The organism is Dyadobacter soli, assembly GCF_900101885.1.
GTDB classification, from domain to species: Bacteria; Bacteroidota; Bacteroidia; order Cytophagales; family Spirosomataceae; genus Dyadobacter; species Dyadobacter soli.
Genome location: NZ_FNAN01000006.1, coordinates 95,504 through 118,926 on the forward strand (window position 1 = coordinate 95,504; position 23,423 = coordinate 118,926).

17 protein-coding genes are annotated in these 23,423 nt (G+C 51.1%); 12 read left to right on the forward strand and 5 right to left on the reverse strand.

What is annotated here, in order from left to right; translation table 11 throughout:
- Positions 1 to 37 precede the first annotated feature (37 nt).
- The gene (locus BLQ88_RS10740) at positions 38 to 934 is read right to left on the reverse strand and encodes a 3-keto-disaccharide hydrolase (RefSeq protein WP_090149129.1); all 897 of its coding nucleotides are present in this window, start codon (positions 932 to 934) and stop codon (positions 38 to 40) included.
- Between the two features lie 272 nt (positions 935 to 1,206).
- Here BLQ88_RS10740 and BLQ88_RS36420 point away from each other — a divergent pair, with 272 nt between their 5' ends.
- A complete protein-coding gene (locus BLQ88_RS36420) occupies positions 1,207 to 1,455 on the forward strand; it encodes a hypothetical protein (protein ID WP_143016828.1) in 249 nt (82 codons plus the stop codon).
- Here BLQ88_RS36420 and rnr read toward each other — a convergent pair whose 3' ends face one another.
- The 4 genes from rnr to lipB form a co-directional block, all read right to left on the reverse strand.
- On the reverse strand, positions 1,456 to 3,843 hold the full coding sequence (gene rnr, locus BLQ88_RS10750) for a ribonuclease R (protein ID WP_090149136.1): 2,388 nt from the start codon (positions 3,841 to 3,843) through the stop codon (positions 1,456 to 1,458).
- 9 nt (positions 3,844 to 3,852) lie between these two features.
- Positions 3,853 to 4,587: a 3'-5' exonuclease gene (locus BLQ88_RS10755; protein ID WP_090149138.1), complete on the reverse strand. Its 735-nt coding sequence runs from the start codon at positions 4,585 to 4,587 to the stop codon at positions 3,853 to 3,855.
- A gap of 90 nt (positions 4,588 to 4,677) precedes the next feature.
- Complete coding sequence (locus tag BLQ88_RS10760; protein ID WP_090149141.1) at positions 4,678 to 5,091, reverse strand: hypothetical protein; 414 nt, start codon at positions 5,089 to 5,091, stop codon at positions 4,678 to 4,680.
- Entirely contained in the window at positions 5,091 to 5,813 is a 723-nt protein-coding gene (gene lipB / locus BLQ88_RS10765; RefSeq protein ID WP_090149145.1) for a lipoyl(octanoyl) transferase LipB, read from the reverse strand. The genes BLQ88_RS10760 and lipB overlap by 1 nt, the downstream gene beginning before the upstream one ends.
- Positions 5,814 to 5,994: 181 nt before the next feature.
- On the opposite strand from lipB, the gene BLQ88_RS10770 reads away from it, so the two are divergent.
- The 11 genes from BLQ88_RS10770 (at position 5,995) to rhaM (ending at position 23,411) form a co-directional block, all read left to right on the forward strand.
- A complete protein-coding gene (locus tag BLQ88_RS10770; protein WP_090149148.1) occupies positions 5,995 to 6,225 on the forward strand; it encodes a hypothetical protein in 231 nt (76 codons plus the stop codon).
- Positions 6,226 to 6,548: 323 nt separating this feature from the next.
- Positions 6,549 to 6,908, forward strand: a complete 360-nt coding sequence (locus BLQ88_RS10780; protein WP_090149153.1) for a YraN family protein — start codon at positions 6,549 to 6,551, stop codon at positions 6,906 to 6,908.
- An 80-nt stretch (positions 6,909 to 6,988) separates the two neighbouring features.
- Positions 6,989 to 7,873, forward strand: coding sequence for a sugar phosphate isomerase/epimerase family protein (locus tag BLQ88_RS10785; protein ID WP_090149156.1), 885 nt, complete (start codon positions 6,989 to 6,991; stop codon positions 7,871 to 7,873).
- A 97-nt stretch (positions 7,874 to 7,970) separates the two neighbouring features.
- Positions 7,971 to 10,880, forward strand: a complete 2,910-nt coding sequence (locus BLQ88_RS10790) for a PVC-type heme-binding CxxCH protein (protein ID WP_090149159.1) — start codon at positions 7,971 to 7,973, stop codon at positions 10,878 to 10,880.
- Between the two features lie 336 nt (positions 10,881 to 11,216).
- The gene (locus BLQ88_RS10795; RefSeq protein WP_090149162.1) at positions 11,217 to 11,792 is read left to right on the forward strand and encodes an RNA polymerase sigma factor; all 576 of its coding nucleotides are present in this window, start codon (positions 11,217 to 11,219) and stop codon (positions 11,790 to 11,792) included.
- A gap of 219 nt (positions 11,793 to 12,011) precedes the next feature.
- Positions 12,012 to 13,079, forward strand: coding sequence for a FecR family protein (locus BLQ88_RS10805; RefSeq protein ID WP_090149167.1), 1,068 nt, complete (start codon positions 12,012 to 12,014; stop codon positions 13,077 to 13,079).
- 224 nt (positions 13,080 to 13,303) lie between these two features.
- Positions 13,304 to 16,684, forward strand: coding sequence for a TonB-dependent receptor (locus BLQ88_RS10810; RefSeq protein WP_229212659.1), 3,381 nt, complete (start codon positions 13,304 to 13,306; stop codon positions 16,682 to 16,684).
- Between the two features lie 26 nt (positions 16,685 to 16,710).
- A complete protein-coding gene (locus BLQ88_RS10815; protein ID WP_090149171.1) occupies positions 16,711 to 18,279 on the forward strand; it encodes a RagB/SusD family nutrient uptake outer membrane protein in 1,569 nt (522 codons plus the stop codon).
- 180 nt (positions 18,280 to 18,459) lie between these two features.
- Positions 18,460 to 21,213 carry a DUF1553 domain-containing protein gene (locus tag BLQ88_RS10820; RefSeq protein WP_090149173.1) on the forward strand — a complete coding sequence of 918 codons (2,754 nt, stop codon included), beginning with the start codon at positions 18,460 to 18,462 and terminating at the stop codon, positions 21,211 to 21,213.
- 360 nt (positions 21,214 to 21,573) lie between these two features.
- The gene (locus BLQ88_RS10825) at positions 21,574 to 23,055 is read left to right on the forward strand and encodes a DUF1501 domain-containing protein (RefSeq protein WP_090149175.1); all 1,482 of its coding nucleotides are present in this window, start codon (positions 21,574 to 21,576) and stop codon (positions 23,053 to 23,055) included.
- Between the two features lie 35 nt (positions 23,056 to 23,090).
- Entirely contained in the window at positions 23,091 to 23,411 is a 321-nt protein-coding gene (gene rhaM, locus BLQ88_RS10830; RefSeq protein ID WP_090149178.1) for an L-rhamnose mutarotase, read from the forward strand.
- The last annotated feature ends 12 nt before the right edge of the window (positions 23,412 to 23,423 follow it).

Consider the following 23,423-nt stretch of genomic DNA (forward strand, 5'->3'; position numbering starts at 1 on the left):
GAAAATCAATCGGGTTTTATTGCCTGCACCGTTCAGGTTATTTCTTTTTGTAGGTACAAGTCGAATTGTCGGCCGCTACGTAATAAGACTTGTAGTTGGTCGCCTTCGGGTCCATACAGCCTTTCAGATTGAGCAATTCGATATTGCGGAAATCAATCGGGTGGCTTTCGGCTTGCAAAGCAATGTAGCCGCTGCCGAGCTTGGTTCCGTCCTTCTTGAGCCATTCCGCCTCGTTACTGACCTTGCCATCCTTGAAAGTATGGGTTCTGCCTACATACCCGCCGCCTATGCGCGGATTGGTGTACACGAGCACTGTATCGCCGCCGATCATGTGGTAAATAATCGAATCGCCGAGTACAATCGCTTCCGCATCGACCCATTGATCGCCATTGTAGGTCTTGGATGATGAATTAATGCAATGCGCTTCCGCCAGTTTGCCGTCGATATCTACGATTGTTCCGGGCGTGCAGAGGTTACCCGTGTTACGCTCGCCTGCATTGAGGCCGCCCAGGTATTGCATTTCCAGTGAAATCGGGAAATCCTGATCCAATCCCAAACTCGCTGCCGACTGCGAATGCACCATAATGCCGCTGTTCCGCACATTCCACGATGCCCCGCCCGGTACCTGGTTGCCTGTGAAACGGTATTGCAATCTGATTTTATAATGCGAATAGGGCTTATTATAGTACATATGACCGTATTCGGTCGTGAACTTGTCGTACTCCTTATAGTTCACACGGATCATGTTATCCTCCACCAGGAAGGTGTTTTTGTAATTGTCATTCACCTTATGCCCGGCAATTTTCACATCCCAGCCCGTGAGGTCCTTGCCATTGAAGAGGGATTGCCATTCTTCCTTATCGGCAGGTTTTTGGGCTTGGATTGAAAGTGATACTAAGGAGATAAAAATGAGCAGGAAAAATTTCTGATTCATAGAGCAGATTTTTGCATGTAATACCATTCAATAAGCCAAACGGGGCATTTGTACATCAAATGGAAGGTACGTAGGGCGATTTTCTACCTTCGTGGAAATGCTTTTGTTTGCTTTTTATTGGTTAAATTTATGTCTGATGAGGAAAGGAAGGAGCTGGAAGAGGAGGATCTGCTTTTAAAAAATCTGCTGAGATTCTATCACGAATACCGACAGAATCTCAGCATGACCAATCAGCAATTGGAACAACACGTTGATGCTATACTAGAACGCATATGGGAGATCAAACAGCTTTTGAAAAGTTCAATGGAGAATCCTTAGTACATCCGCTATTCCTGCCTTATGTAAAGGAATACCTTGCTTTGGAATCTGAGGAAGAACGTAAAAATTTCTGGAAAACCAGGAAGATCGACGCAGATCAAGAAACCATAACAGCGGCATGGCGTTATGGGATGCAACGACTCGCCGGGCGTGCGGACGACCTGAAAAGGCGAGTCATTGCAGCAAAATGCGCGGAGTGTTAACTACCGCCTCCGCCTCTTAGGTTTCGCCGAACTTCCACCTCCGGTGCCACCTGAGCCCCGTTTCACACGCCCGGAGCCGCGCGGCTCCTTAGGCTTACGGTCACGTGGCCTGCGATCGCTGTCCCGGTCGAAACCTGGACGGCTAAATTCGCTTCTGCGACCGGGCTTGGTTCCAGCCAGGTAAAGGTCCATACTCCTCCGGGCGAGGTTGGTTTCCTTCACTTTTACCTTAACGCCATCGCCAAATGCATATATTTTCTTGGTATGTTGGCCGATAATGCGGTAGTTATCCTTATCAAGCTCGTAGTAGTCGTCGCCGAGGTCGGTCATGCGGATAAGGCCTTCCGAAGCGGTTTCCGTGATTTCCACGAAGATTCCGAACTCTGTGACGCCTGTAATGATGCCGTCGAACTCTTTGTCAGGGTCCATCATGCTCATATACTCGACCTGCTTGTATTTGATGGAAGCCCGTTCCGCCTCCGCAGCAAGCCGCTCGCGCTCGGATGAATGCTTCGAAGCAAGTTCATATTGTTCACTATCCACATTGCTGCCGCCATCGATGTAATGCTGCAACAGCCTGTGCACCATCACGTCGGGATAGCGGCGGATCGGCGAGGTGAAATGCGAATACCGCCTGAATGCGAGCCCGAAGTGACCGAGATCCGCGGTGCTGTACCGCGCTTTGGCCATCGTACGCACGGCCAGCGATTCGATGAGGTTTTGCTCCGGTTTGCCTTCTACTTTCGCCAGCATCGCATTCATCGACTTCGCAATTTTGCCCTCTTCCTCCACTTCCAGTTTCAGGCCCAGTTTGGCCACAAAGTTGGCAAATGTCTGCAAGCGATCCGGGTCGGGTGCCTCGTGGATGCGGTACACCATCGTGTTTTTGTCTTCGCCTTTGGACAGCGAGTACACGTATTCCGCCACGCGCTTGTTGGCGAGCAGCATGAATTCCTCGATCAGCTTGTTCGAATCGTGGCGCTCTTTGGTATAAATGCCCAATGGCCGTCCTTCGGGATCGAGGCGGAAGCGTACTTCCGGCGTTTCGAAATTGATAGCACCCTTTTTGAAACGCTCCTTTCTGAAAACTTTGGCCAGCTTGTTTAGCGTATCCAGCTCTTTCGGAAAATCGCCTTCGCCCGAATCGAGCACGGCCTGTGCTTCTTCGTAACTAAATCGCCTGTCGGAATGGATGACGGTCCGGCCAAACCACTCTTTGAGCAACTTACCTTTGGAAGTAATCTCAAAAATGGCCGAAAATGCCAGCCGGTCTTCGTTCGGACGCAGCGAGCAAAGGTTATTCGAAAGTTTTTCCGGCAGCATTGGTACCGTCCTGTCTACTAGGTAAACGGACGTTGCCCGCCGAAATGCCTCTTTTTCAAGCTCGGTACCCGGCAGTACATAATGCGAAACGTCGGCAATATGCACGCCCACTTCCACCACATCTTCATCCAAATATCTTACAGACAATGCGTCGTCAAAGTCCTTCGCATCTACAGGGTCGATGGTGAACGTCAGCACATCGCGGATATCGCGACGTTTGGCAATGTCCTTTTTAGCGATTTTATCCGGAATCTTTTGCGCCTCAGCTTCCACGATTTCCGGGAAATGGTACGGCAACCCGAACTCCGCCAGGATTGCGTGCATTTCCACGTCGTTGTTACCTGCTTTTCCAAGCACGGAAACGATCTCGCCCTCTGCCTGGCTCCTGCGCGTCGGCCATTCTTTCACTTTTACAATGACCTTATCGCCGTGGCGGGCCTCGCCTACTTCGTCCGGTTCGAGGAAAATCGGGTCGAAAAGCTTCTTGTTATCTGGCTGGACGACCGCGAAACGCGGGTTAATCTCGATAATACCTACAATTTCGGCATTGGAGCGCTCTATGATCTCGGTAACGCGGCCTTCCGTCCGGTTGCGGCCTGAATCGTTTCGTGACCTGGAATTCCGTGTGTTGCGTGAAAGCGGTTGAATCTGCACGATATCGCCATCCCAGGCGCCATTCAGCAATTCCAGATCCACGTAAATATCATCATCGCGCCCATCAATGATAACGAATGCAAACCCCTTATTGACGCGATCTACGCGGCCGACCATCCCTTGCGGCTTGGTTTTGAGCGGAACGGCGGTGTAGGTGCCGTTTTTATGGTATACCAGTCGCCCGTCCTGTTCCAGTTCGTGCAGGATTTCGTTGAAAAGTACCCGTACTTTTTTGTCGTGCACCCCGAAATGGTCGTGCACATCGAAGGGCCGGAATGCGTGTTCGGCGTTCAGATCGAAGAACGCGGCGATGTCCGCCTTTAAATTATCTATATAAGAAACAATATGATGAGGAGTCGAAGCCTCTCTTTTCTCCGGTTGGAGTTTCCTTTTATTCTTTTTTTCTCTCATGTATCAATGTTATTCAACCCGGAGGATATTTCCTTCGGGTATTTGGTCAAGGCAATGCAGCCGCAAATACAATTGTGCCAGCACTACCACGTCCTCTCTGCAATATCGGGAAATTTTAGCCAGATCATTTTCCTCGTAGTAAACCTTTGTTACCTGGTCGCCGCTCATTTCGTTTTTGCTTCCGGGAATATCGAAAACGGCAGCGAGCAGATCGAGCGAGGTGTAACTTTTGTAATCACCGAATTTCCACAGATCCATCGTGTCCTGGTGGAGAAGTTCCCAGGGCTTTTTACCCGTGATTTGTAATGCTTTGGGGATTTCGATGCGGTGGATCAGCATCCGTCGGCAAATGAACGGGAAGTCGAATTCTTTGCCATTGTGGGCGCAGAGGATCAGCTGTTCGGCAGGGTATTTTTCAATCAATGCCTTGAATTGCAGCAGCAACTGAACTTCGTCGTTTCCGGTGAAGCTACTCACCTTAAACGCAATCTCCTCTTTTTCGTTCCAATAGTAAGCGCCGAAAGCAATGCAGATGATCTTCCCGAACTCCGCATAAATGGCGCCGCGGTCGTAGAAACAATCCGCATTGGTAGTGCTATCGTCGCCTTTTTTGAGCGTCAGGGCCTTTTTATCCCAGAGCTTCTGCATCCGTTCGGGTAGCTCGTCGTAGCTCGCACGGGAGCAAACGGTTTCAATGTCGAGGAGCAGGAAATTTTTGGAGCGGCGTTTGAAATCTTCTGTCATAATGTGTGTAGGGTTTAAATGATGATTTTCAATATTATGCAAAATATTGAAATGACAATGCATCTCATTCAAACCCAGCACGAAAGAACGCTACTGGTGCAAAACCCCTTCCAGCCCCGGCGGATCGATCGTCATCATATTTTCTTCCACGATGCTGTCGGGCACGAAGATGAACTTCTTGTCAAAAATCTGGCTGCCAATGAAATAGCTCACCCAAAACTCATTGTTCAAATGAAAAACATCAGGCATAATAGGCTCTACCACCACGTGGCCGCCCGACGGTATTTCAGGGAAAAAATGCCTTAATGTCGACGTCCGCTGATCCGTGTTCAAACCCGATTCACTGTTGCTGTACCCTTTCGAAGTCACGAAAACGCTCGTTACCGGCTCGTCGTTGCGGTTGATCACGATCACGTTCCATTCTTCGGCATTCAACTCATTGATACTCCGCACTATCGCTACTTGTATTCCCTTCACAGGGTGAAAAATAATGTCTTTCTTCATTACGCTACTTCCAATTCCATGCTGAACAACTGCGCCAGATGGTTTTTTAATTTAACTGAAACTTCTTCCAAATTCACTTCCTTGCCGAGCTCCGCCGCCAGCGACGTAACCGCTTTGTCATCAATGCCGCAAGGGACAATATTCCCGAAATACGAAAGATCCGTATTTACATTCAATGCAAAACCGTGCATTGTCACCCAACGGCTCGCCTTCACGCCCAGTGCGCAGATTTTCCTCGGATTTTGCTGTTCTTCGAAGTCAATCCAAACGCCAGTTAGTCCGGCAATGCGGCCCGCTTGCACATTATATTCAGCTAATGTAAGAATAATCGCCTCTTCGAGCGTGCGCATGTATACGTGTATGTCCGTGAAGAAGTTGTCGAGATCGAGGATCGGGTAACCGACGATCTGTCCCGGGCCATGGTAGGTAATGTCGCCGCCGCGGTTGATTTTGTAGTACTTCGCCTGTTTCGAGGCCAAGTCTTCCTCCGCGAGCAGCAAATGGTCCGGCTTGCCGCTTTTGCCCAGCGTATATACATGCGGGTGCTGACAGAAAAGCAGGAAATTAGGAGTTAGCTGCTGGTTCACTTCACTTAGCCCGCGGTTTTGCGTCTTAATCGCCAACGTCTCGGCGAAAATTTTTTCCTGGTAATCCCAGGCCTCCTGGTAATCGATCAGGCCGAGGTCGCGGAATGCTACTTTTTTATTGATCAGGGTATTCATTTCAAATCTTAAAAAAATTCTGGGACGAAGGTGTTACCAATTTCCCAATGTGACGTCTAAATATTCAGACCGGAAGCGTCCGGTTCATGAAACATATTGTACACACATGTCCCGGTTCCACAACGCTAATTTATTAGCTAAATGTTCGTTAAATTTGTTAGTGCAACTAAATTCTGTGGTTATGAAGATTTTACTGGATGTCAAAAACGAAAAAGCGGAACTCTTCATGAAGATGCTTCGAAAGCTTCCGTACATCAAATTCAAGCCACTTTTGCCAATCCATTTCAAAATTTTGGACGACGCAATTGACATTGTTGACGACATAGAGTTAATCGAACAGGGTAAGTTGGAAACCAGGGACGCAAAAGAGTTTCTGGATGAGTTACTTTGTCAGAACGACGCAAAGGTTTGAAACTGAGTTCAAACAGCTTTCAAAGAAGTACCCTTCTCTGTCAAAAGAGGTTTTCGAATTGATACTCTTTCTTGAATCAAACCCTACCCATGGCATTCCCTTGGGCTTGGGTTGTTACAAGTTAAGGCTTGCCATTAAATCCAAGGGAAAAGGCAAGTCGGGCGGAGCGCGTGTGATTACATATGTTCAGGTTACGAGCAAATCGGTGCGGCTTCTGTCAATCTATGACAAAAGCGAACTGGATTCGATTAAGATTTCGGAGTTAAGAGAACTTGTTTCCAAGCTCGATCAAGATTAGTATTCAAACTTAACATACACACATTATGGCAATACACAACGACCTCGGCCGCTGGGGTGAAACCACTGCGGCATCCTTCCTTCTTGAAAAAGGCTTCAAAATCATCGCCAAAAATTACCGCAACTGGCAGTCCGAGATCGATCTGATTGTCACGAAAGACGATATGCTCATTTTCGTCGAAGTCAAAACGCGAACCGGCACCGCATTCGGGATGCCGGAAGAATTCGTCAATGCGACCAAGGCGAAACTTGTCATGCGCGCCGCCGAGCAATACATTTTCGATATCGATTGGGAGCATGACGTCCGGTTCGACATTGTTTCGATCCTCACCTTGCCCGATGGCTCCACCGACATCCGCCACATCGAGGACGCATTCAGCCGGTAACGTTACCAACAGTTATAAGTAGAAACCCAATCACAGCACATTTTGAAGATATTCTTTAAGTATTTCAAAATCTGACTGTAATGAAAGAGGATTTGGTACTGAACCGGCGGCAAATGCTCAAAAGCAGTGCGCTCCTGCTTGCGTCCGCGGCGTTAGACGACGCCAATGCTTCCATGTCTGCCAATGCATTTGCCCCGAAATACCAGATCGGCGCCTGCGACTGGTCAGTGGGAAGGCAGCTGAGCCCTGAAGCATTCGAAAGGGCGAAACAGATTGGTTTACACGGCATTCAGGTAAGTTATAATACGGGAAAGGACGAAAAGGGCCTCTCGGTACCGGAAACCTTGCAGGCGATTCGAGACGCGTCCGCTCGCACGGGCGTGAAGGTATCGAGCCTGGCGATTGGCGAACTGAACCGCGTGCCCTATAAATCGCAACCGAAGACGGAAGAATGGGTCTGGAACAGCGTGGATGCGGCGAAAGCGTTGGGTGTGAAAGTGATTTTGCTCGCATTCTTCTCGGATGGCGACCTGCGGAACGACGACACCGGTAAAAAAGCCGTGATCGAACGCTTGAAAAAAGTAGCGCCGCACGCGGAGAAACAAGGCATTACCCTGGGTATCGAATCGTGGCTGAGCGGACAAGAGCATTTGGACATTATTAATGCAGTCGGCTCGAAGGCGGTGAAGGTTTATTACGATTTCCGCAATTCCACGGACGCCGGTCATGACATTTTCAAGGAAATACCGATGCTCGGAAAGGACATGATTTGTGAAATACATATGAAAGAAAACGGTCAGCGCCTCGGCGAAGGCCCGCTCGACTGGCCGCGAGTGGCGAAAGCGGTAAAGGACATCGGGTACGAGGGCTGGATGCAGATCGAAGGCGCCACGCCGCGGGGCGCAGAAATTATCCCGGCTTACCAGCATAATCTGAACTATCTCAAAGGGTTGTTTTTATCTTAAAACTTAGGGAGTAAAGGAGGAAAGGGAGGAAGGAGGACGGGGGATTTTCCTCCCTTTCTCCTTCCTCCATCCTCCCCTTTCTCCATTCTCCTTCAATATGAACATGACCAGCGCATTACCGCTCCATAGAACCACTATTTTAGCTGGAAGCATTATGCTGGCTTCCATTTTCAGCATTATTTCTATTCAAAACGGCCAGGAACCGCCGCGGCAATCTGCATTACCAGCGGTAACCGCCGACGATTCCTCGCGCCTGTACGTGCCCGATGACCTCGAAGCGACGTTATGGGCGGAAGCGCCGATGTTTTACAATCCGACCAACATGGATATCGATGCTAAGGGCCGGGTATGGATCACGGAAGCGGTCAATTACCGCGATTTTAACACTAAACCCGCCGAGCGCCTGAGTCACAAACAAAAAGGCGACCGGGTAATGATCCTGGAAGACAAAGACGGCGATGGGAAGGCCGAATCGGCCAAAGTGTATGTGGAAGATTCGCTGCTGACTGCGCCGCTTGGCATTGCGGTGATCGGGAACAAAACAATCGTCTCATGCGCCCCTAACCTGCTCGTGTACACGGACACGAATGGCGACGACAAACCCGACAAACGCGAAGTTTTCCTGACCGGCTTCGGTGGGTACGATCATGACCATTCGCTGCATTCGCTCATTGTCGGGCCGGATGGGAAGTATTATTTCAATACCGGCAATGCTGGCCCGCACAACGTTACCGACAAAAGCGGCTGGACGTTGCGCAGCGGAAGCTTTTACACCGGCGGCACGCCTTACAACAAGAAAAACGAGGGTAACCAGAAGTCTGACGATGGCCGCATTTGGGTCGGTGGGCTCGCATTGCGCATTAATCCCGATGGCACGGGGCTGAAAGTACTTGGCCACAACTTCCGTAACAGCTACGAAGTATGCCTAGACAGCTACGGTAACATGTGGCAGAACGATAACGACGACCAGGTGATCACCTGTCGCGTTTCATTTTTGCAGGAAAATGGTAATGCGGGCTATTTTTCGGCGGATGGTACCCGCTACTGGCAGGCCGACCGCCGCCCCGGTCAGGATATTTTCACCACCCATTGGCATCAGGAAGATCCGGGCGTAATGCCTGCGGGTGACAATTCCGGTGCGGGTTCGCCAACGGGGATTGTATTTTATGAAGGAGATGAACTAGGCAACAACTACCGCGGAACGTTGCTAAGCTGTGAAGCCGGGCGGAATGTGATCTTCGCCTACCAGCCTAAACCGCAAGGTGCAGGCTTCGCATTGAACCGCCGTGACCTGATCAGCTCATTTCCCAAAGTTTCTGAACGTTATGAATGGTACGAAACCGACCAGGACTACCGCAAATGGTTCCGGCCGTCGGATGTGGCAGTGGGGCCAGACGGGGCCATTTACGTCGCCGATTGGTACGATCCGGTGGTCGGTGGGCATGCGATGAAGGACAAAAGGGGTTATGGCCGTATTTACCGCATCACACCGAAAGGTAAAAAGCTGAAAACGCCAAAACTGGACTTCACCACGACCGCAGGACTTGTCAATGCATTGCAAAACCCTGCGATCAATGTGCGTGCACTGGGTTTTGAAGGTTTAAGATTAAAAGGAGGCGCTGTGATACCGGAAGTTAAACAATTGCTGACGGTGGAAAACCCTTACCATCAGGCACGGGCTATCTGGCTTTTGGCGCAACTGGGCGAGCAGGGTAATGCGGAGGTGGTGAATTTACTGTCATCGCCGAATGCAATGCACCGGCTCACGGCCTTCCGCGCATTAAAATCGACGGGTAAGGTCAATGCTTATTTTGAGCAAATGTCGAAAGATACCGATCCTTCCGTGCGGCGGGAAGTGGGGATAGCATTGCGGGACCTTTCTCACAAGGAAGCTTACCCGAGTATTTTCAACTTAATAAAAAACTACGACGGCAAGGACCCATGGATGCTTGAAGCAATTGGTACGGCTGCCGACGGGAAGGAAGACAAGGTGTACGCCAACGTGCGGGAGGCGTTTAAGGCCGATCCCCCATTTTGGAAACCGCAACGTTCTAATCTCGCGTGGCGGTTGCATCCTGTAATGGCAGTGGAGGAATTGAAGGTCAGGGCGGGCTCGGAGAAAGTTTCGGAGCCGGAGCGGCGCAAAGCATTGACGGCCATTGGTTTTATCAAAGACAAAAAAGCCGCCGAAGCAATGATTGCATTGTCCAAATCCACATTGCCAGACGTGGCTTCCCAGGCTTCTTATTGGATCAATTTCCGCAAAAGCAACGACTGGGCCGACCTCATGAACTGGGAAGAAGCCACTGCGCAGGTGATGACGCCCGCCTACAAACGCATGCTCGACCTGAAAAAGACCGTCGCCGATAAAGCGCAACCTATGCCGCAGCGTATCGAAACCGCCCGGCAAATGGCGTCGGATATGAATGGCGGCAATATCCTCGTGGACATGCGCGTGCAAGGGCAGCTGCCTGATACCATCGCGAAATCGGTCAGCGAAATCATCTTCAAAAACCCCGACCAGAATGTGCGCGTGGTTGCCAGCCAGTTTTTCCCGAGAAACGGCAAGGTTTTGAAAACCGATTTCATTTCCCGGATGAATGCGGACCCGGCGCATGGCGAAAAGATATTCTCGACTACCTGCGCCGCCTGCCACAAACACGGCAAAACCGGTGCCGAAATCGGGCCGGATTTGACTACTATTCATAAAAAATTCGATAAAGCGGGCCTCCTCGACGCTATCGTGAACCCGTCAGCTAGCATGGTTTTCGGCTATGAAAGCTACACGATTGTGACCAAAAAGGGCGATACCTACTTCGGCTTTCTCCTAAGCGACGGCGCGAATGTAGTGCTGAAAGATGCCGCCGGCCAGCAGCACACCATCAAAGCCGATCAGATCAAAACACGGGAGAAAATGCCATCGTCGTTAATGCCCGAGCCGACCGCATTGGGTTTGAACGAGCAAGATCTGGCTGATTTGACGGGGTATTTGTTGAAATTTAAATGATGGCTAACCGCGTAACAAACATTATCACGGTGCGCTGCACCTCACATCTTGCACACAAATACCCCGTTTCTACAAATATTTTGGTGCTCTGCACCTGTCGTTCGCTAGAAACCCGGAACGATAGGGGCAGCGCCCCAAAATATTTGTAGAATGGTTGATTTCAAAATTGTTTTGAGGTGCAGCGCACCGTAATAAATGCGCCGAAAGAAAAGCGGCATCGCTGTGCATTATCAATCGGTTCCTTTTTTATTACAATTTTAAATACTGGATAATAAAAACAAATAATATAACTTTGCCAGAATCCTGTTTCCTGATCCTTAACAAAAACTAGCCGCAATGGTGGATAACGACAAAGCCGGCCACCTGCTCCTCGCATTGCAAAAAGGCGATGCGGAAGCATTTACGGCGATTTATAAGGCCTATTGGTACGATATGTTCCTGGTCGCGTACCGGAAGCTGCGTAACAAGGAGGCCGCCGAGGAGATCGTGCAGGACATTTTCCTGCGGGTCTGGCGGGAACGGGATACCCTGCACATCGAAAACCTGAACTACTACCTTTTCTCCGCCGTCCGCTACGAGGTCATCGATCACATCCGCGCGAAAGGCCGCACCTTCGAATACCTCGACTACTATGGCGCAGTAGACTCAATTCAGGATTTGAATACCGAAAACCAGCTCGCGCTGGACGAGCTGCTGCGGGTAATCGACGAATGCCTGCACATTCTCCCCGAAAAAACCCGCGAAATTTTCCGCCTGCATAAGCTCGAATACTGGCCCATTTCCCGCATTGCTCCCCGCTTCGGCCTCTCCGAAAAGGCCGTAGAATACCACCTCACCAAATCCGTCCGCGTCGTTCGGACCCATTTAAAAGAAGTAATGATCCTCCTACTCGCCGCATCCGGGCTATTCTAACCTTCCTCCCATTCCTCCATCCTCCCATCCTCCATTTTTCCCTTACTCCCCTTCTTCCACCCTCCCTTCCTCCCACACGTCATTATCTTTTTCAAAGAACTTTCTCCCCACAAAGGCTTTCTAATTGCACAATTCAAATATTTTCTAAATCTATTTAGGGAATGCTGCCATTTCTTCGGCTTATCATTTTGAAGGCCTGATTTTACCCGATACACATCAATGAACAATAAGGAATGGCACGCCCTGCTCCTGAAATACCGGGAGGGAAGCTGCACAAAGGAGGAAATGCTGAAAATTCACCACTGGTACGAAGGCCTCAATGCCGACGGACTGGCGGTGCTCAACGACCAGGAAAAGCGTGAGATGGAGGAGAGAATGCTGGGCAGGCTGGCCTTGGAAACGTCTGCCACAGGCGCACCTGCGGTGGAATATGCGGAGCCGGTTGTGTTGAGAAATTGGTGGCGTAGCGCGGCGGTATACCTCTCGACGGCGGCGGCTGTGCTGCTGGTGATCGGTTTGTGGGTATTTCCGGGCAAAAACGCGCGCCGGGCCGGAGTAATGCAGGAAAAACTATTTGTACAAGCACCCAACAGCCGCCTGATCACCGAAGAGAACACAACGAAAGTTCCGAAACGCCTGACATTGAGCGACCGCAGCACGGTAATACTCGAACCGGGTGCCAAAATCGTTTTCCCCGCATCATTTACCGGTGATAAGCGCACCGTGCAGCTCACGGGCGATGCATTCTTCCAGATCACGCGCAATCCCGACCAACCCTTCCTGGTGTACAGCGGCAAACTCATCACCCGCGTGCTCGGGACCAGTTTCAGGATCAAAAACAGTGCGAAGGATCAGGCGCTCGAAGTGGAAGTAGTGACCGGGAAAGTGTCCGTGTTTGAAAACCGGGAGGCATTCAGTGAAGTTGATTCGGTTGATAATCAGGGTAATGGTGTAGTGCTGACGCCCAATCAACGCGTTACCTACTTCCCCGAAAGCCGCCACCTGATGACCGGCCTGGTACCCGAACCGGTGAAAGCTTCGACGACTACGCAGGAAACCAAAATGATTTTTAACGATGAAAAGCTGGAAAAGATAGCGGAAACGTTGCAGGGAGTTTACGGGATCGAGATCGTTTTCGAAAACGACCGCATCGCGCATTGCAGCTTCACCGGCGACCTTACCGACATGCAGCTTTACGACAAGCTGGCGCTCGTTTGCAAATCCAACGGTGCCGATTACGAAGTGAAAGGTACACGCATTCTGATCAACGGTCGCGGCTGCGACTGAGTTTTACCAAATCCTAAACCCTTAACTATGAACCCATAAAACTACCCTGCTAACCCAAAACGAAGAAACCGATAGTGTACCACCACTACCGGCTTCGGGAATGCCTGCTTACGTGATCCTGGACAGACGGTAAGCGGGCGGATGTCCTGTTTTTCACAAATAGAACCTTCAAAAATATGCAAAAAACCCAACAGTTAAAATGGTGTGCATCACTATGCATGGTCATGAAAATAACATTTGCCCAAATCCTTTTTGCAGTGGTTTTTACGACGCTCACCCACGCCGCGAGCGAGGGACGTGCGCAGGAAATCATGGAGCGAATGGTGACGATCCATGCGCAGAATGCCGAACTGAGAAATGTACTGCGCGACATCGAGGCGCAGGCCGACGTGAAGTTTGCTTACAGCCAGAAAAATATCCGGGCAGAACGTACCGTGGATGTGCATATCAACCGTCAGAAGCTTTCGGCAGCGCTGAGCTCGCTGCTTGACCCATTGCACATTGCCTATGAACTTACGGCTGGCCGTATTTTGCTAACGGCCGAAACCGGCGCTGTATCGGAACCGCAGCAGACGGAGCCGGCCGAAACACTTGCCGCACCCGCATTGGCGATGGTGAAAGGCAAGGTGATCGATGAAAACAATGCGGGCCTGCCGGGTGTGAGTGTGATCATCAAAGGCACGCAGAAAGGTACCACTACCGATCAGGAAGGTGCATTTGCCCTCGAAGTGATCGAACAGAATGCGAAGCTGGTGTTCAGTTTTGTGGGCTACAAGCCGCAGGAAGTGGCCGTGGGTGGCCAGACGAACATTTCGGTCACCATGCAGCCCGACAACCAGGCGCTCGAAGAAGTGGTGGTTGTGGGTTATGGATCGGTAAGAAAGAGTGACCTGACGGGCTCGGTAGCAAGTATTAAAGGCGATGCGATCCGTGAAATGCCCGTTACCTCGGTGGATCAGGCGATCCAGTCGCGGGCGCCGGGCGTGCAAGTAACGCAAACCTCGGGCGCGCCGGGCGGCGGTATCTCCATCCGCGTGCGGGGTGCGAACTCGATCAACAGCGGTAGCGAGCCGCTTTACGTGATTGACGGTTTCCCTATTTACCCCGATAATGGCGCATTAGGCACCAGCGGTAACCGCCAGCCTACCAATGCGATGGCGACCATTAACCCCAACGAAATCGAATCCATTGAAATACTCAAAGATGCCTCCGCGACCTCCATTTATGGTTCCCGTGGTGCCAATGGAGTAATCCTGATCACCACCAAGCGTGGTAAGGAAGGCCAGAGCCGCGTCGACTACGATGGTTCCTATTCGTTCCAAACCATTGCACGTGAGGTAGATGTACTGAATGGCGCCGATTATGCCCGCTACATTAATATGCTCGAACGCAGCCAGGGTGGAAATCCCCGCTATACCGACGCGCAGATCGGGCAAATCGGCAAGGGTACCGACTGGTGGGACGTGGTTTCACGCACCGGCGGGCTTTCCAATCACCAGCTTTCGTTTACCGGCGGTAACAAGGGAATGCGTTACGCGTTTGTAGGTAATTATCTGAATAACAAGGGGATCATTAAAAATACGGATTTCAACCGCTACGGTTTCCGGATGAACCTGGATAATGATTTCCTGAAAGGTAAGGCAACGCTGAGCAATAGCTGGTCGTTCAACCGCTCGGGCAGCAGCAATGTGCCTACGGATCGCGGCGGGCCTGGCGGTATCGTGATCACGGCATTGGGCCTCGATCCTACCGGGCCGGTTTACGATCAGAACGGCGGATACCAGTACGCGAGCTACGACCAGCGTTTTATGACCAACCCATTGGCCGAAGCTACGGAAGGTTACGATAAGGATTTTACCAACCGCCTTTTCGGTACTTCGGCGCTGAGCGTGAACATTCTGGAAGGTCTGAAATTCCGTACCAGCCTCGGCCTCGATATTGTAAATGCGCGCCGGACTACTTTTTACAACAACTTCACATACCTGGGCCGCCAGAATGGCCGTGAGTTGCAGAAAGCGAATCGGAACTCTAATAACATATTGAATGAGAATATTTTAACATACAATAAAGAGATTGCCAAGGGGCATTATCTTGACGTTACACTCGGCTATACTTATCAAAAGGAAATTAATTACTTCGAATCGAATGCCACCCGCGGGCTTCCTTCCGACGACATCGACGCGGTGAATATGCAGAATGGGAGCCGGCCGTTGGTACCGACGTCGGGGCGTGTGGAATGGGAGCTGATGTCGATGCTGGGACGTATCAACTACAATCTCAAAGACCGTTACCTGCTCACGGTGACGCTCCGCCGCGATGGTTCTTCGAAATTCGGTCCGAATAACAAATGGGCTACTTTCCCTTCGGCGGCGGTCGGCTGGCGTGTGGTGAATGAGGAGTTTTTCAAAAACTCGGGGTTAGGGAAGATTTTTGATGATTTCAAAATTCGCGCAAGCTATGGTTTGACCGGTAACTCGCAAATTCCGGTGTACCGTTCGGTAGCGGGTTTGATACCTTACAATTACGTTTTCGGTGGTGTGCCTACGCTCGTTTCCGGATATGCGCCTAACCGTATTCCTAACTCGGATTTGAAATGGGAGAGTACCTCGATGCTCAATGTCGGTCTCGATTTTGCATTGCTGAACAATCGCCTGAGCCTCACTGTCGACGCATTCAAAAACAAAACTACTGACCTGCTGCTTGATGTTTCGATCCCGCAAAGTACCGGTTTCAGCACTATAATGCTTAACTCCGGCTCGCTGAGCAACAAGGGCCTGGAATTCTCGGCCAATTATAAACTGATCAGTACCAATGCATTGACATGGGACGTGAGTGGTAATGTTTCGATTTTAAGAAACAAAATCCTCGACCTCGGTATGAGCACGCCATTCTTCTCCAACAGCACCAGCGGTCACCTCGGTGTGCTGGGCAGCTGGGTACAGGGCGGCAATCCCATCGGCGTATGGAGCGGGTATAACTACATTGGTTTGTTCCAATCCGACGAGGAAGGCAAAAGCTACTCAGCCAAAGCGGGTTATCCAAAATACGAGGACGTAAACGGCGACGGTAAGTATACCACCGATGATTTCAAGATCATCGGCGACCCGAACCCGAAACTGACCTGGGGTTTCAATACCAGCCTGAAATACAAGGGCTTTGATCTGGGAGTATTCTTCCGCGGCGTGCATGGCAACAAGATCCGTAACCTGCAACAATCCGAAATGGGTGACGGCGTGCAAAAAATCAACCAGATCGCCAATATCCTGACCGATTCGTGGACACCGGAAAATCCGAATGCATCCCGTCCGGTAATCGATGGCCGCCGCGATTTCATTTCTTTCCGCCGGTCGTCATTCTTCATCCAGGATGGTTCGTTCGTGCGCCTGCAGAATCTCTCGCTCGGGTACACGCTCCCGATCAAGAGCGCCTACATCCGCAATGCGCGCGTGTATGTGAGCGGGCAAAACCTCTTCCTGATCACCAAATACAAGGGTTTCGACCCCGAAGTGAACAACCAGGGACAGAACAACCTGAACCGCGGCGACGATTACGATGCTTATCCGCGCGCGCGCCAGTTCACAGTGGGTGTTAATCTTGGTATTTAATATTTCAAATTGAAAATCAGTTTGTTATGAAAAAGTCATTTTTATATAAAATCAGATTGACGGGTCTTTCGGCATTACTTTTCGCGGTGGCAGGTTGCTCGGATTTGAAGGAAAAACCCGATTTTATTAATCCGGATACCTTTTACAAAACCGCGGCGGAGCTGACGCTCGGCGTGAATGCGGTTTACGACGATCTCAATTCGCAATACTCAGGCTACTTCTACGATCGTTATGTATTTGAATGTCTGATAGGTTACCAGGTGGGATGGGAGAAAGGGCCGCTGCAATACAACCTGGGCAATGTGAACCCGGCCGATGAATATATCGAGGCTTACTGGGGGATCTGCTACCGCTCGATCAACCGGGCGAATGCGATCATCGAAACCGCCGATGCCATGAAAGATCCGACGAACGAAGCGTTGATCAAGCGCGTCAAAGGAGAAGCGCTGTTTTTGCGCGCATTCTACTATTACAGCTTGCTGAGCTATTTCGATAATGTGCCGCTGACGATCAAATCGACCCAAAATATCTCGGAATTGCCGTCGAATACCGGTGGTAAAGCGGCTGTAATCGAGCAGATTTACGCGGATAGCAAAGCGGCAGCTGATTTGCTGCCAGCCAGCTATACCGGCGCGGATATCGGTCGCGCTACCAAATGGGCCGCGAAATCGATTTTGATGAAAACGCAGCTTTGGGATGAAAAATGGGCCGAAGCGAAAGCTACGGGCGAGGATATCATTAATAATAGCGGCATTACGCTGTTCGCCGATTTCTCCCACAATTTTGATTTAAGTCATGAAAATCAGGGAGAAAGGATCTTCGAAGCGCAGGTTTCGGCCTCGGCCAACCCGAACGAGTTCAATGTGCATTCCATGCACTTTAACCCGGAAGATTTTCCGAGTGAACTGGGCGGATCGGGTTGGAGCTGGCTGAGCGCTACGCAGGAATTCCGTGCCAGTTATGATCCAAAGGATAAGCGCATTGCAGGAACGTTCATTGAGAGTTATCCTACGGGGCGTTTTGGTAAAATTAACGGCACTTACCCGATCGTGCATTGGAGCGAGAAGGCCGACTATAACCTCTCGCGTTTCGGAGGCGTAGTGAAATCGGATGCCGACCCGAAAGACCAGGCACAGATGATTTTCGGGAAAGCGTGGGCGGCGAAGATCGTAGAGCTGGATAAGAGCAATGCGGCTACCGAGAAAAACACGATTTACATTCGCCTGGCCGACATTCTGCTCGGCCATTCCGAAGCTTGCAACGAAAGCGGGCAAGGCGATGCATATGCGTCGATTAACAAGGTGCGTACCCGCGCAGGTCTGACTCCGTTGAAAGGGCTTACACAAGCGACCCTGCGCGACGCGATCATCCACGAACGCATGCAGGAGTTTGTTTTCGAACAGGTGATGTACCCCGAATTACGCCGGAAAAGCAAGCTGGGCGGGGCGGTGGATTACCTCGGAAAGGAAATCAAACATTTTGCCGAGAAATACAATCTCGACCGCGCGCCCAAAGAGCGTGACTATGTGTTGCCGCTGCCGCAAAAAGAGCTGCTGGGCAACCCGAATGTGAAGCAGAACGCCATTTGGCAATAAGTTGAGTGCGCCTCCGTCGGCAACGATGAGCCGTTGGGTAATTTTGGTTAAATTCAGTCTTTTAGCCGTGAGAACAGCAGGATAAGTCAAGTTAACCGCTGGTTCAATAGTCGGTGTGGACGGAGGCCGCATAGCTTATATTGTTAAGTTTTGAAGCATTAATATTTTAAAATTAAACCAATGCATACCAGATTTTTGATCGGTTTAGTGGTGGTGGCGGTGCCGGTAATGTACTTTTCTTTTGCCGGTGTCCCGTGGGGTAGGAAGGTGGATTACAATGCCGATGTAAAGCCGATCCTCAACAAGCATTGCATGGGCTGCCATGGCGGTGTGAAAAAGGCCGGTGACGTGAGTTTTCTGTTCGAGCACGAAATGCTGGAACCGGGCAAATCGGGCAAAATACCCGTCGTACGCGGCGATGCGGATGCGAGCGAGATGATCCGTCGCATTCTGACGAACGATCCCGACGAGAAAATGCCGAAAAACGGCACGCCGCTCAACGAAAAGGAAATCGGTATTCTGAAAGACTGGATCAATGAGGGCGCGGAATGGGAAACGCATTGGTCCTACAAAAAAATAGAAAGGCCTGATGTGCCGTCTTTGAATGGTTTCTCCAATTTGTTCGGCTTGCTGAATACAGGCGATAAAGCCTGGGCTAAGAATGAAATCGACCATTTTGTTAGCCAAAAACTCAAACAGGAAGGCTTGAAAACTTCCGCGGAAGCCGACCGCGCTACATTGCTGCGCCGTGTCAGCCTCGACATTACCGGCCTGCCTCCAAGCGAACAAGAAGTACAGGATTTTGAAAACGACAAATCGCCCGACGCCTATGAAAAGGTGGTGGATAAGCTGCTCAAATCGTCGGCATATGGCGAGAAATGGACTTCGATGTGGATGGACCTTGCGCGCTATGCCGATACCAAGGGTTACGAAAGCGACGGCGGGCGCACCATGTGGCGTTACCGCGATTATGTGGTTAAATCTTTCAATGAAGACAAGCCGTTCGACCGCTTCACCATCGAACAGCTGGCCGGCGACCTCTTGCCAGAGAAAAAGAACGGCTTTCCAGTTGAGCAAAATGTGATAGCCACTGGTTTTCACCGGAATACGATGACAAACAACGAAGGCGGAACTGACGACGAAGAGTTTCGTACAGCTGCATTGATCGACCGGGTAAATACAACCTGGGAGGTTTGGCAGGGAACTACATTTGCCTGCATTCAATGCCACAGCCACCCATATGACCCCATTCCGCACGATGATTATTACAAGTATGCGGCCTTCTTCAACAATTCTCGCGACGAGGATGTGTGGGACGAATGGCCGAAGCTGCGGTTTTACAAAGGTGAAGATTCAGCCCGTTTCGAGAGAGTAAAAGAATGGGTGCAGAAATACGACCCCAAAGAGCTGGAAGCCAAAACGCAGTTCATGAAGGTGGTGGAGCCGAAGATCAATGCGCACAACTTTGTGAAAGGCGACCAGTCGACGGTGCTCGTGATTTCCTATTATGGTGTAAAAGACAAAGGTAATGCGCGCATTCCGCAGGTGAACCTTACCGGCGCCGATAATGTGCTGATGAATATTGGTACAAAAGCGGAGAATGCGGTTTTGACCTTGCATTTGGATAAGCTCGACGGCCCGGTGCTTTCGACTATCAAAGTCCCGATGCGTGACACGGTAATCGTGGCGCCGATCGTCAAAACGAACGGAAAACATGACATTTATCTCTCATTACATAGCCCCAAAGCACCCGAAGAATGGGTACGCATTACCTGGGCAGCATTTCAAAAAGCGTTGCCAGGCGCCAGCCAGCCGGGTTATGAGCAGGTCGTGAACGACTACGCCACCGCATTGACCCGCCCAACGGAAAGCATGCCGGTACTTTGGGAGGGAAAAGGTGATTTTGCACGTAAAACCAACGTTTTCGTCCGCGGTAACTGGATGGTGAAAGGTCCGGAAGTGAAGGCGGACGTGCCCAAACTCCTGGCACCGATGCCCAAAGGAGCCTCCCGCGACCGCCTCGGTCTTGCCCAATGGATCGTAAGCCGCGATAATGCATTGACAAGCCGGGTAATCGTGAACCGTTTCTGGGAGCAGCTTTTCGGAAGAGGTATTGTGGAAACCGTCGAAGATTTTGGTTCCCAAGGCGCCGAACCATCCCATCCCGAACTACTCGACTGGCTGGCGGTTTCGTTCATGGACGATTATCATTGGAGTGTGAAAAAGTTGCTTAAAACGATCGTCATGTCGGCCACTTACCGGCAGGATTCCCGTTCTGACCAACACAGAAAAGAGAAAGACCCGTACAATGTGTGGCTCTCACGTGGCCCGCGCGTACGCCTGAGCGCCGAGCAGGTACGCGACCAGGCGCTCGCATGCAGTGGTCTGATTTCCAACAAGATGTATGGTCCCAGTGTGATGCCGCCGCAACCGGATAAGATCTGGCAGTCGCCATACAGCGGTGAGAGCTGGGTAGTGAGCGCAGGCGAGGATAAATACCGCCGGGGCGTTTACACTTATTGGAAAAGAACGGCCCCGTACCCATCCATGACCACTTTCGATGCGCCCAGCCGCGAGTTTTGTCAGTCGAGAAGGATTATTACCAACACGCCGTTGCAGGCATTGGTAACCCTGAACGACCCCGTTTACCTCGAAGCCGCTGAAAAATTGGCTTCTAAAATGAAAACCCGCGGCAAAACGCCCGAGCAGCAGCTGAAAGAAGGCTACCGCCTGCTTACGTTCAAGCCGATTGAGCAGAAGAGCTTGAATGTGCTCATGAAAGTGTATAAAGACGCGCTGAACGAGTACAGGCAGAAACCTTCCGAAGTGGATAGTATTTTGGTGTATGGCAAAGAAAAGTCGCCGGAATTGGCAGCGTTGACGGTATCAGCGAACGTGCTGCTGAACCTGGATAACGTCGTGACGAAGGAGTAGCGCTGATGCCCGTTGACCCCTTTCCCCGTCGGCTAAAGTCGACGGAAATAGATTGGGGTCGGGTACAGCAACGCTGGCGAATTGATAAATAGAAGGCAACGTAGCTCGCCCAAGAGGCGGCAACTAACAGCAAAAAAGTATCTATTACCGTCGACTTTAGTCGACGGGTCTTAAAAAACTAAAAAAGGGCCGGAGGCCCGTAGCCCTATTCCCAACCCAGGGTTTCAACCCTGGGTGCTGGCGGTGCCGCTGCTGTGGCGGTGCTGCTGCTGGCGATGCTGATGCTGCTGCTAGCGGTGCTGCTGCCGGCGGCGCTGCTACTGGTGATGATGATACGGGGCAAGGTAACCAAGTCTGCAAATGGAGAAACTACTTAAAGAACTACAACACGCGGAACTGCACCGCCAAACCCGCCGACACTTTTTGCAATCGGCTGGCTTCGGGCTGGGCGCGCTGGGCCTGGGCTCGTTGCTGGGCTCCTGCGGCTCGTCCAAAGCCGGAGAGGTTGCGGGTGCTTCCGAATCGCTGGCAGGAAGCGGCATCCCGCAGTTCGCGCCGAAGGCCAAGCGGGTGATTTACATTCATATGGCCGGAGCACCGTCGCAGCTCGAACTGTTCGATTACAAACCCGAGCTCGTTAAATACCACGGGAAAGACTGTCCGGCCGAGTTTTTGGAAGGCAAGAAGTTTGCATTCATCCAGGGCGTGCCCAAAATGCTTGGGCCACAGGGGAAATTTGCGCAGTATGGCCAATCCGGCGCCTGGCTGTCGGATTACCTGCCCTATTTGCAGACCGTCGCCGACGAAATCACCTTCCTGAAAGCCATGCACACCGACCAGTTCAACCACGCGCCAGCGCAGTTGCTCCTGCATACGGGTAGCCCGCGGCTTGGGCGCCCGAGCCTGGGCGCATGGGCGGTGTACGGGCTGGGTTCCGAAAACCGCAATTTGCCGGGGTTCATCGTGCTCGCCTCCGGTGGTCGCCAGCCCGATGCGGGAAAAAGCGTTTACGGAAGCGGCTTTTTGCCATCGGTATACCAGGGTGTGCAATGCAGGACGGGCGGTGACCCGGTGTTGTACGTGACCGACCCGAATGGTATGAACCGGAACATCCGCAAGAAAACCATCGACGCGATCAACGAAATCAACCGGCAGACTTACGAAGAAGTCCAGGACCCGGAGATTTTGACGCGTATCAGTCAATATGAAATGGCTTTCCGGATGCAGATGTCGGTGCCCGAGGTAATGGATGTTGCCAAGGAGCCGCAATTTATTCTCGATATGTATGGAGTAAAAGCGGGCGAAGGAAGCTTTGGTATGAACTGCCTCCTGGCCCGAAAACTCATCGAAAACGATGTGCGATTCGTGCAGCTTTTCGATTGGGGCTGGGATGGCCACGGTACCAATGCCACCGACAATGTAGAAGGCGGGTTGCGCTCCAAATGCCAGATTTCCGACAAGCCTATTGCCGCATTGATTAAGGATTTGAAAATGCGCGGGTTATTGGAAGAAACGCTCGTCGTTTTTGGGGCGGAATTTGGCCGGACGCCGATGCAGGAGAACCGTAACGGCGTGGTAATGCCCTACATGGGTCGCGACCATCACCTCGAAGCCTACACCATGTGGATGGCCGGCGGCGGCGTGAAGCGTGGGTACAGCCACGGCGAAACCGACGAACTCGGCTACTACGGGGCGAAAGATCGGGTACACGTTCACGATTTGCAGGCTACGATCCTGCATTTGATGGGTTTTGACCATGAGAAATTTACCTATCCGTTCCAGGGACGAAATTTCAGGCTGACGGATACCGAAGGGAAAGTCGTGAAACAAGTGATCGCATAAGCAACAGCATTTTTTAGCAGTATTTAAACCAAACCATGGCGGAAGAAACAGTTAAGGCGTTCAGAATGCAGCTCAAACCCGGATTTGAAGCGGAGTACAAAAAGAGACACGACGAAATATGGCCCGAACTGAGCCAGCTTTTGAAAGAAGCCGGCGTTACGGAGTACTACATTTTCCTCGACGAAGCCACGCTGGCGCTTTTTGCATTTCAAAAACTGGGAAGTAACGATACTACTGCCAACCTGCCTGCCCTTCCGATCATGAAAAGATGGTGGGACCATATGGCCGATATTATGGACGTTAACCCCGATAATTCGCCCGTGGCCATTCCCTGTCGGGAGGTTTTCCGACTGTAATGCATTGATTTT

What these genes read in the sequence shown, in the direction of transcription:
- BLQ88_RS10740 (WP_090149129.1), bottom strand. Translation starts at nt 934, where the DNA reads ATGAATCAGAAATTTTTCCTGCTCATTTTTATCTCCTTAGTATCACTT.
- BLQ88_RS36420 (WP_143016828.1), top strand. Translation starts at nt 1,207, where the DNA reads ATGGGAGATCAAACAGCTTTTGAAAAGTTCAATGGAGAATCCTTAGTA.
- rnr (WP_090149136.1), bottom strand. Translation starts at nt 3,843, where the DNA reads ATGAGAGAAAAAAAGAATAAAAGGAAACTCCAACCGGAGAAAAGAGAG.
- BLQ88_RS10755 (WP_090149138.1), bottom strand. Translation starts at nt 4,587, where the DNA reads ATGACAGAAGATTTCAAACGCCGCTCCAAAAATTTCCTGCTCCTCGAC.
- BLQ88_RS10760 (WP_090149141.1), bottom strand. Translation starts at nt 5,091, where the DNA reads ATGAAGAAAGACATTATTTTTCACCCTGTGAAGGGAATACAAGTAGCG.
- lipB (WP_090149145.1), bottom strand. Translation starts at nt 5,813, where the DNA reads ATGAATACCCTGATCAATAAAAAAGTAGCATTCCGCGACCTCGGCCTG.
- BLQ88_RS10770 (WP_090149148.1), top strand. Translation starts at nt 5,995, where the DNA reads ATGAAGATTTTACTGGATGTCAAAAACGAAAAAGCGGAACTCTTCATG.
- BLQ88_RS10780 (WP_090149153.1), top strand. Translation starts at nt 6,549, where the DNA reads ATGGCAATACACAACGACCTCGGCCGCTGGGGTGAAACCACTGCGGCA.
- BLQ88_RS10785 (WP_090149156.1), top strand. Translation starts at nt 6,989, where the DNA reads ATGAAAGAGGATTTGGTACTGAACCGGCGGCAAATGCTCAAAAGCAGT.
- BLQ88_RS10790 (WP_090149159.1), top strand. Translation starts at nt 7,971, where the DNA reads ATGAACATGACCAGCGCATTACCGCTCCATAGAACCACTATTTTAGCT.
- BLQ88_RS10795 (WP_090149162.1), top strand. Translation starts at nt 11,217, where the DNA reads ATGGTGGATAACGACAAAGCCGGCCACCTGCTCCTCGCATTGCAAAAA.
- BLQ88_RS10805 (WP_090149167.1), top strand. Translation starts at nt 12,012, where the DNA reads ATGAACAATAAGGAATGGCACGCCCTGCTCCTGAAATACCGGGAGGGA.
- BLQ88_RS10810 (WP_229212659.1), top strand. Translation starts at nt 13,304, where the DNA reads ATGAAAATAACATTTGCCCAAATCCTTTTTGCAGTGGTTTTTACGACG.
- BLQ88_RS10815 (WP_090149171.1), top strand. Translation starts at nt 16,711, where the DNA reads ATGAAAAAGTCATTTTTATATAAAATCAGATTGACGGGTCTTTCGGCA.
- BLQ88_RS10820 (WP_090149173.1), top strand. Translation starts at nt 18,460, where the DNA reads ATGCATACCAGATTTTTGATCGGTTTAGTGGTGGTGGCGGTGCCGGTA.
- BLQ88_RS10825 (WP_090149175.1), top strand. Translation starts at nt 21,574, where the DNA reads ATGGAGAAACTACTTAAAGAACTACAACACGCGGAACTGCACCGCCAA.
- rhaM (WP_090149178.1), top strand. Translation starts at nt 23,091, where the DNA reads ATGGCGGAAGAAACAGTTAAGGCGTTCAGAATGCAGCTCAAACCCGGA.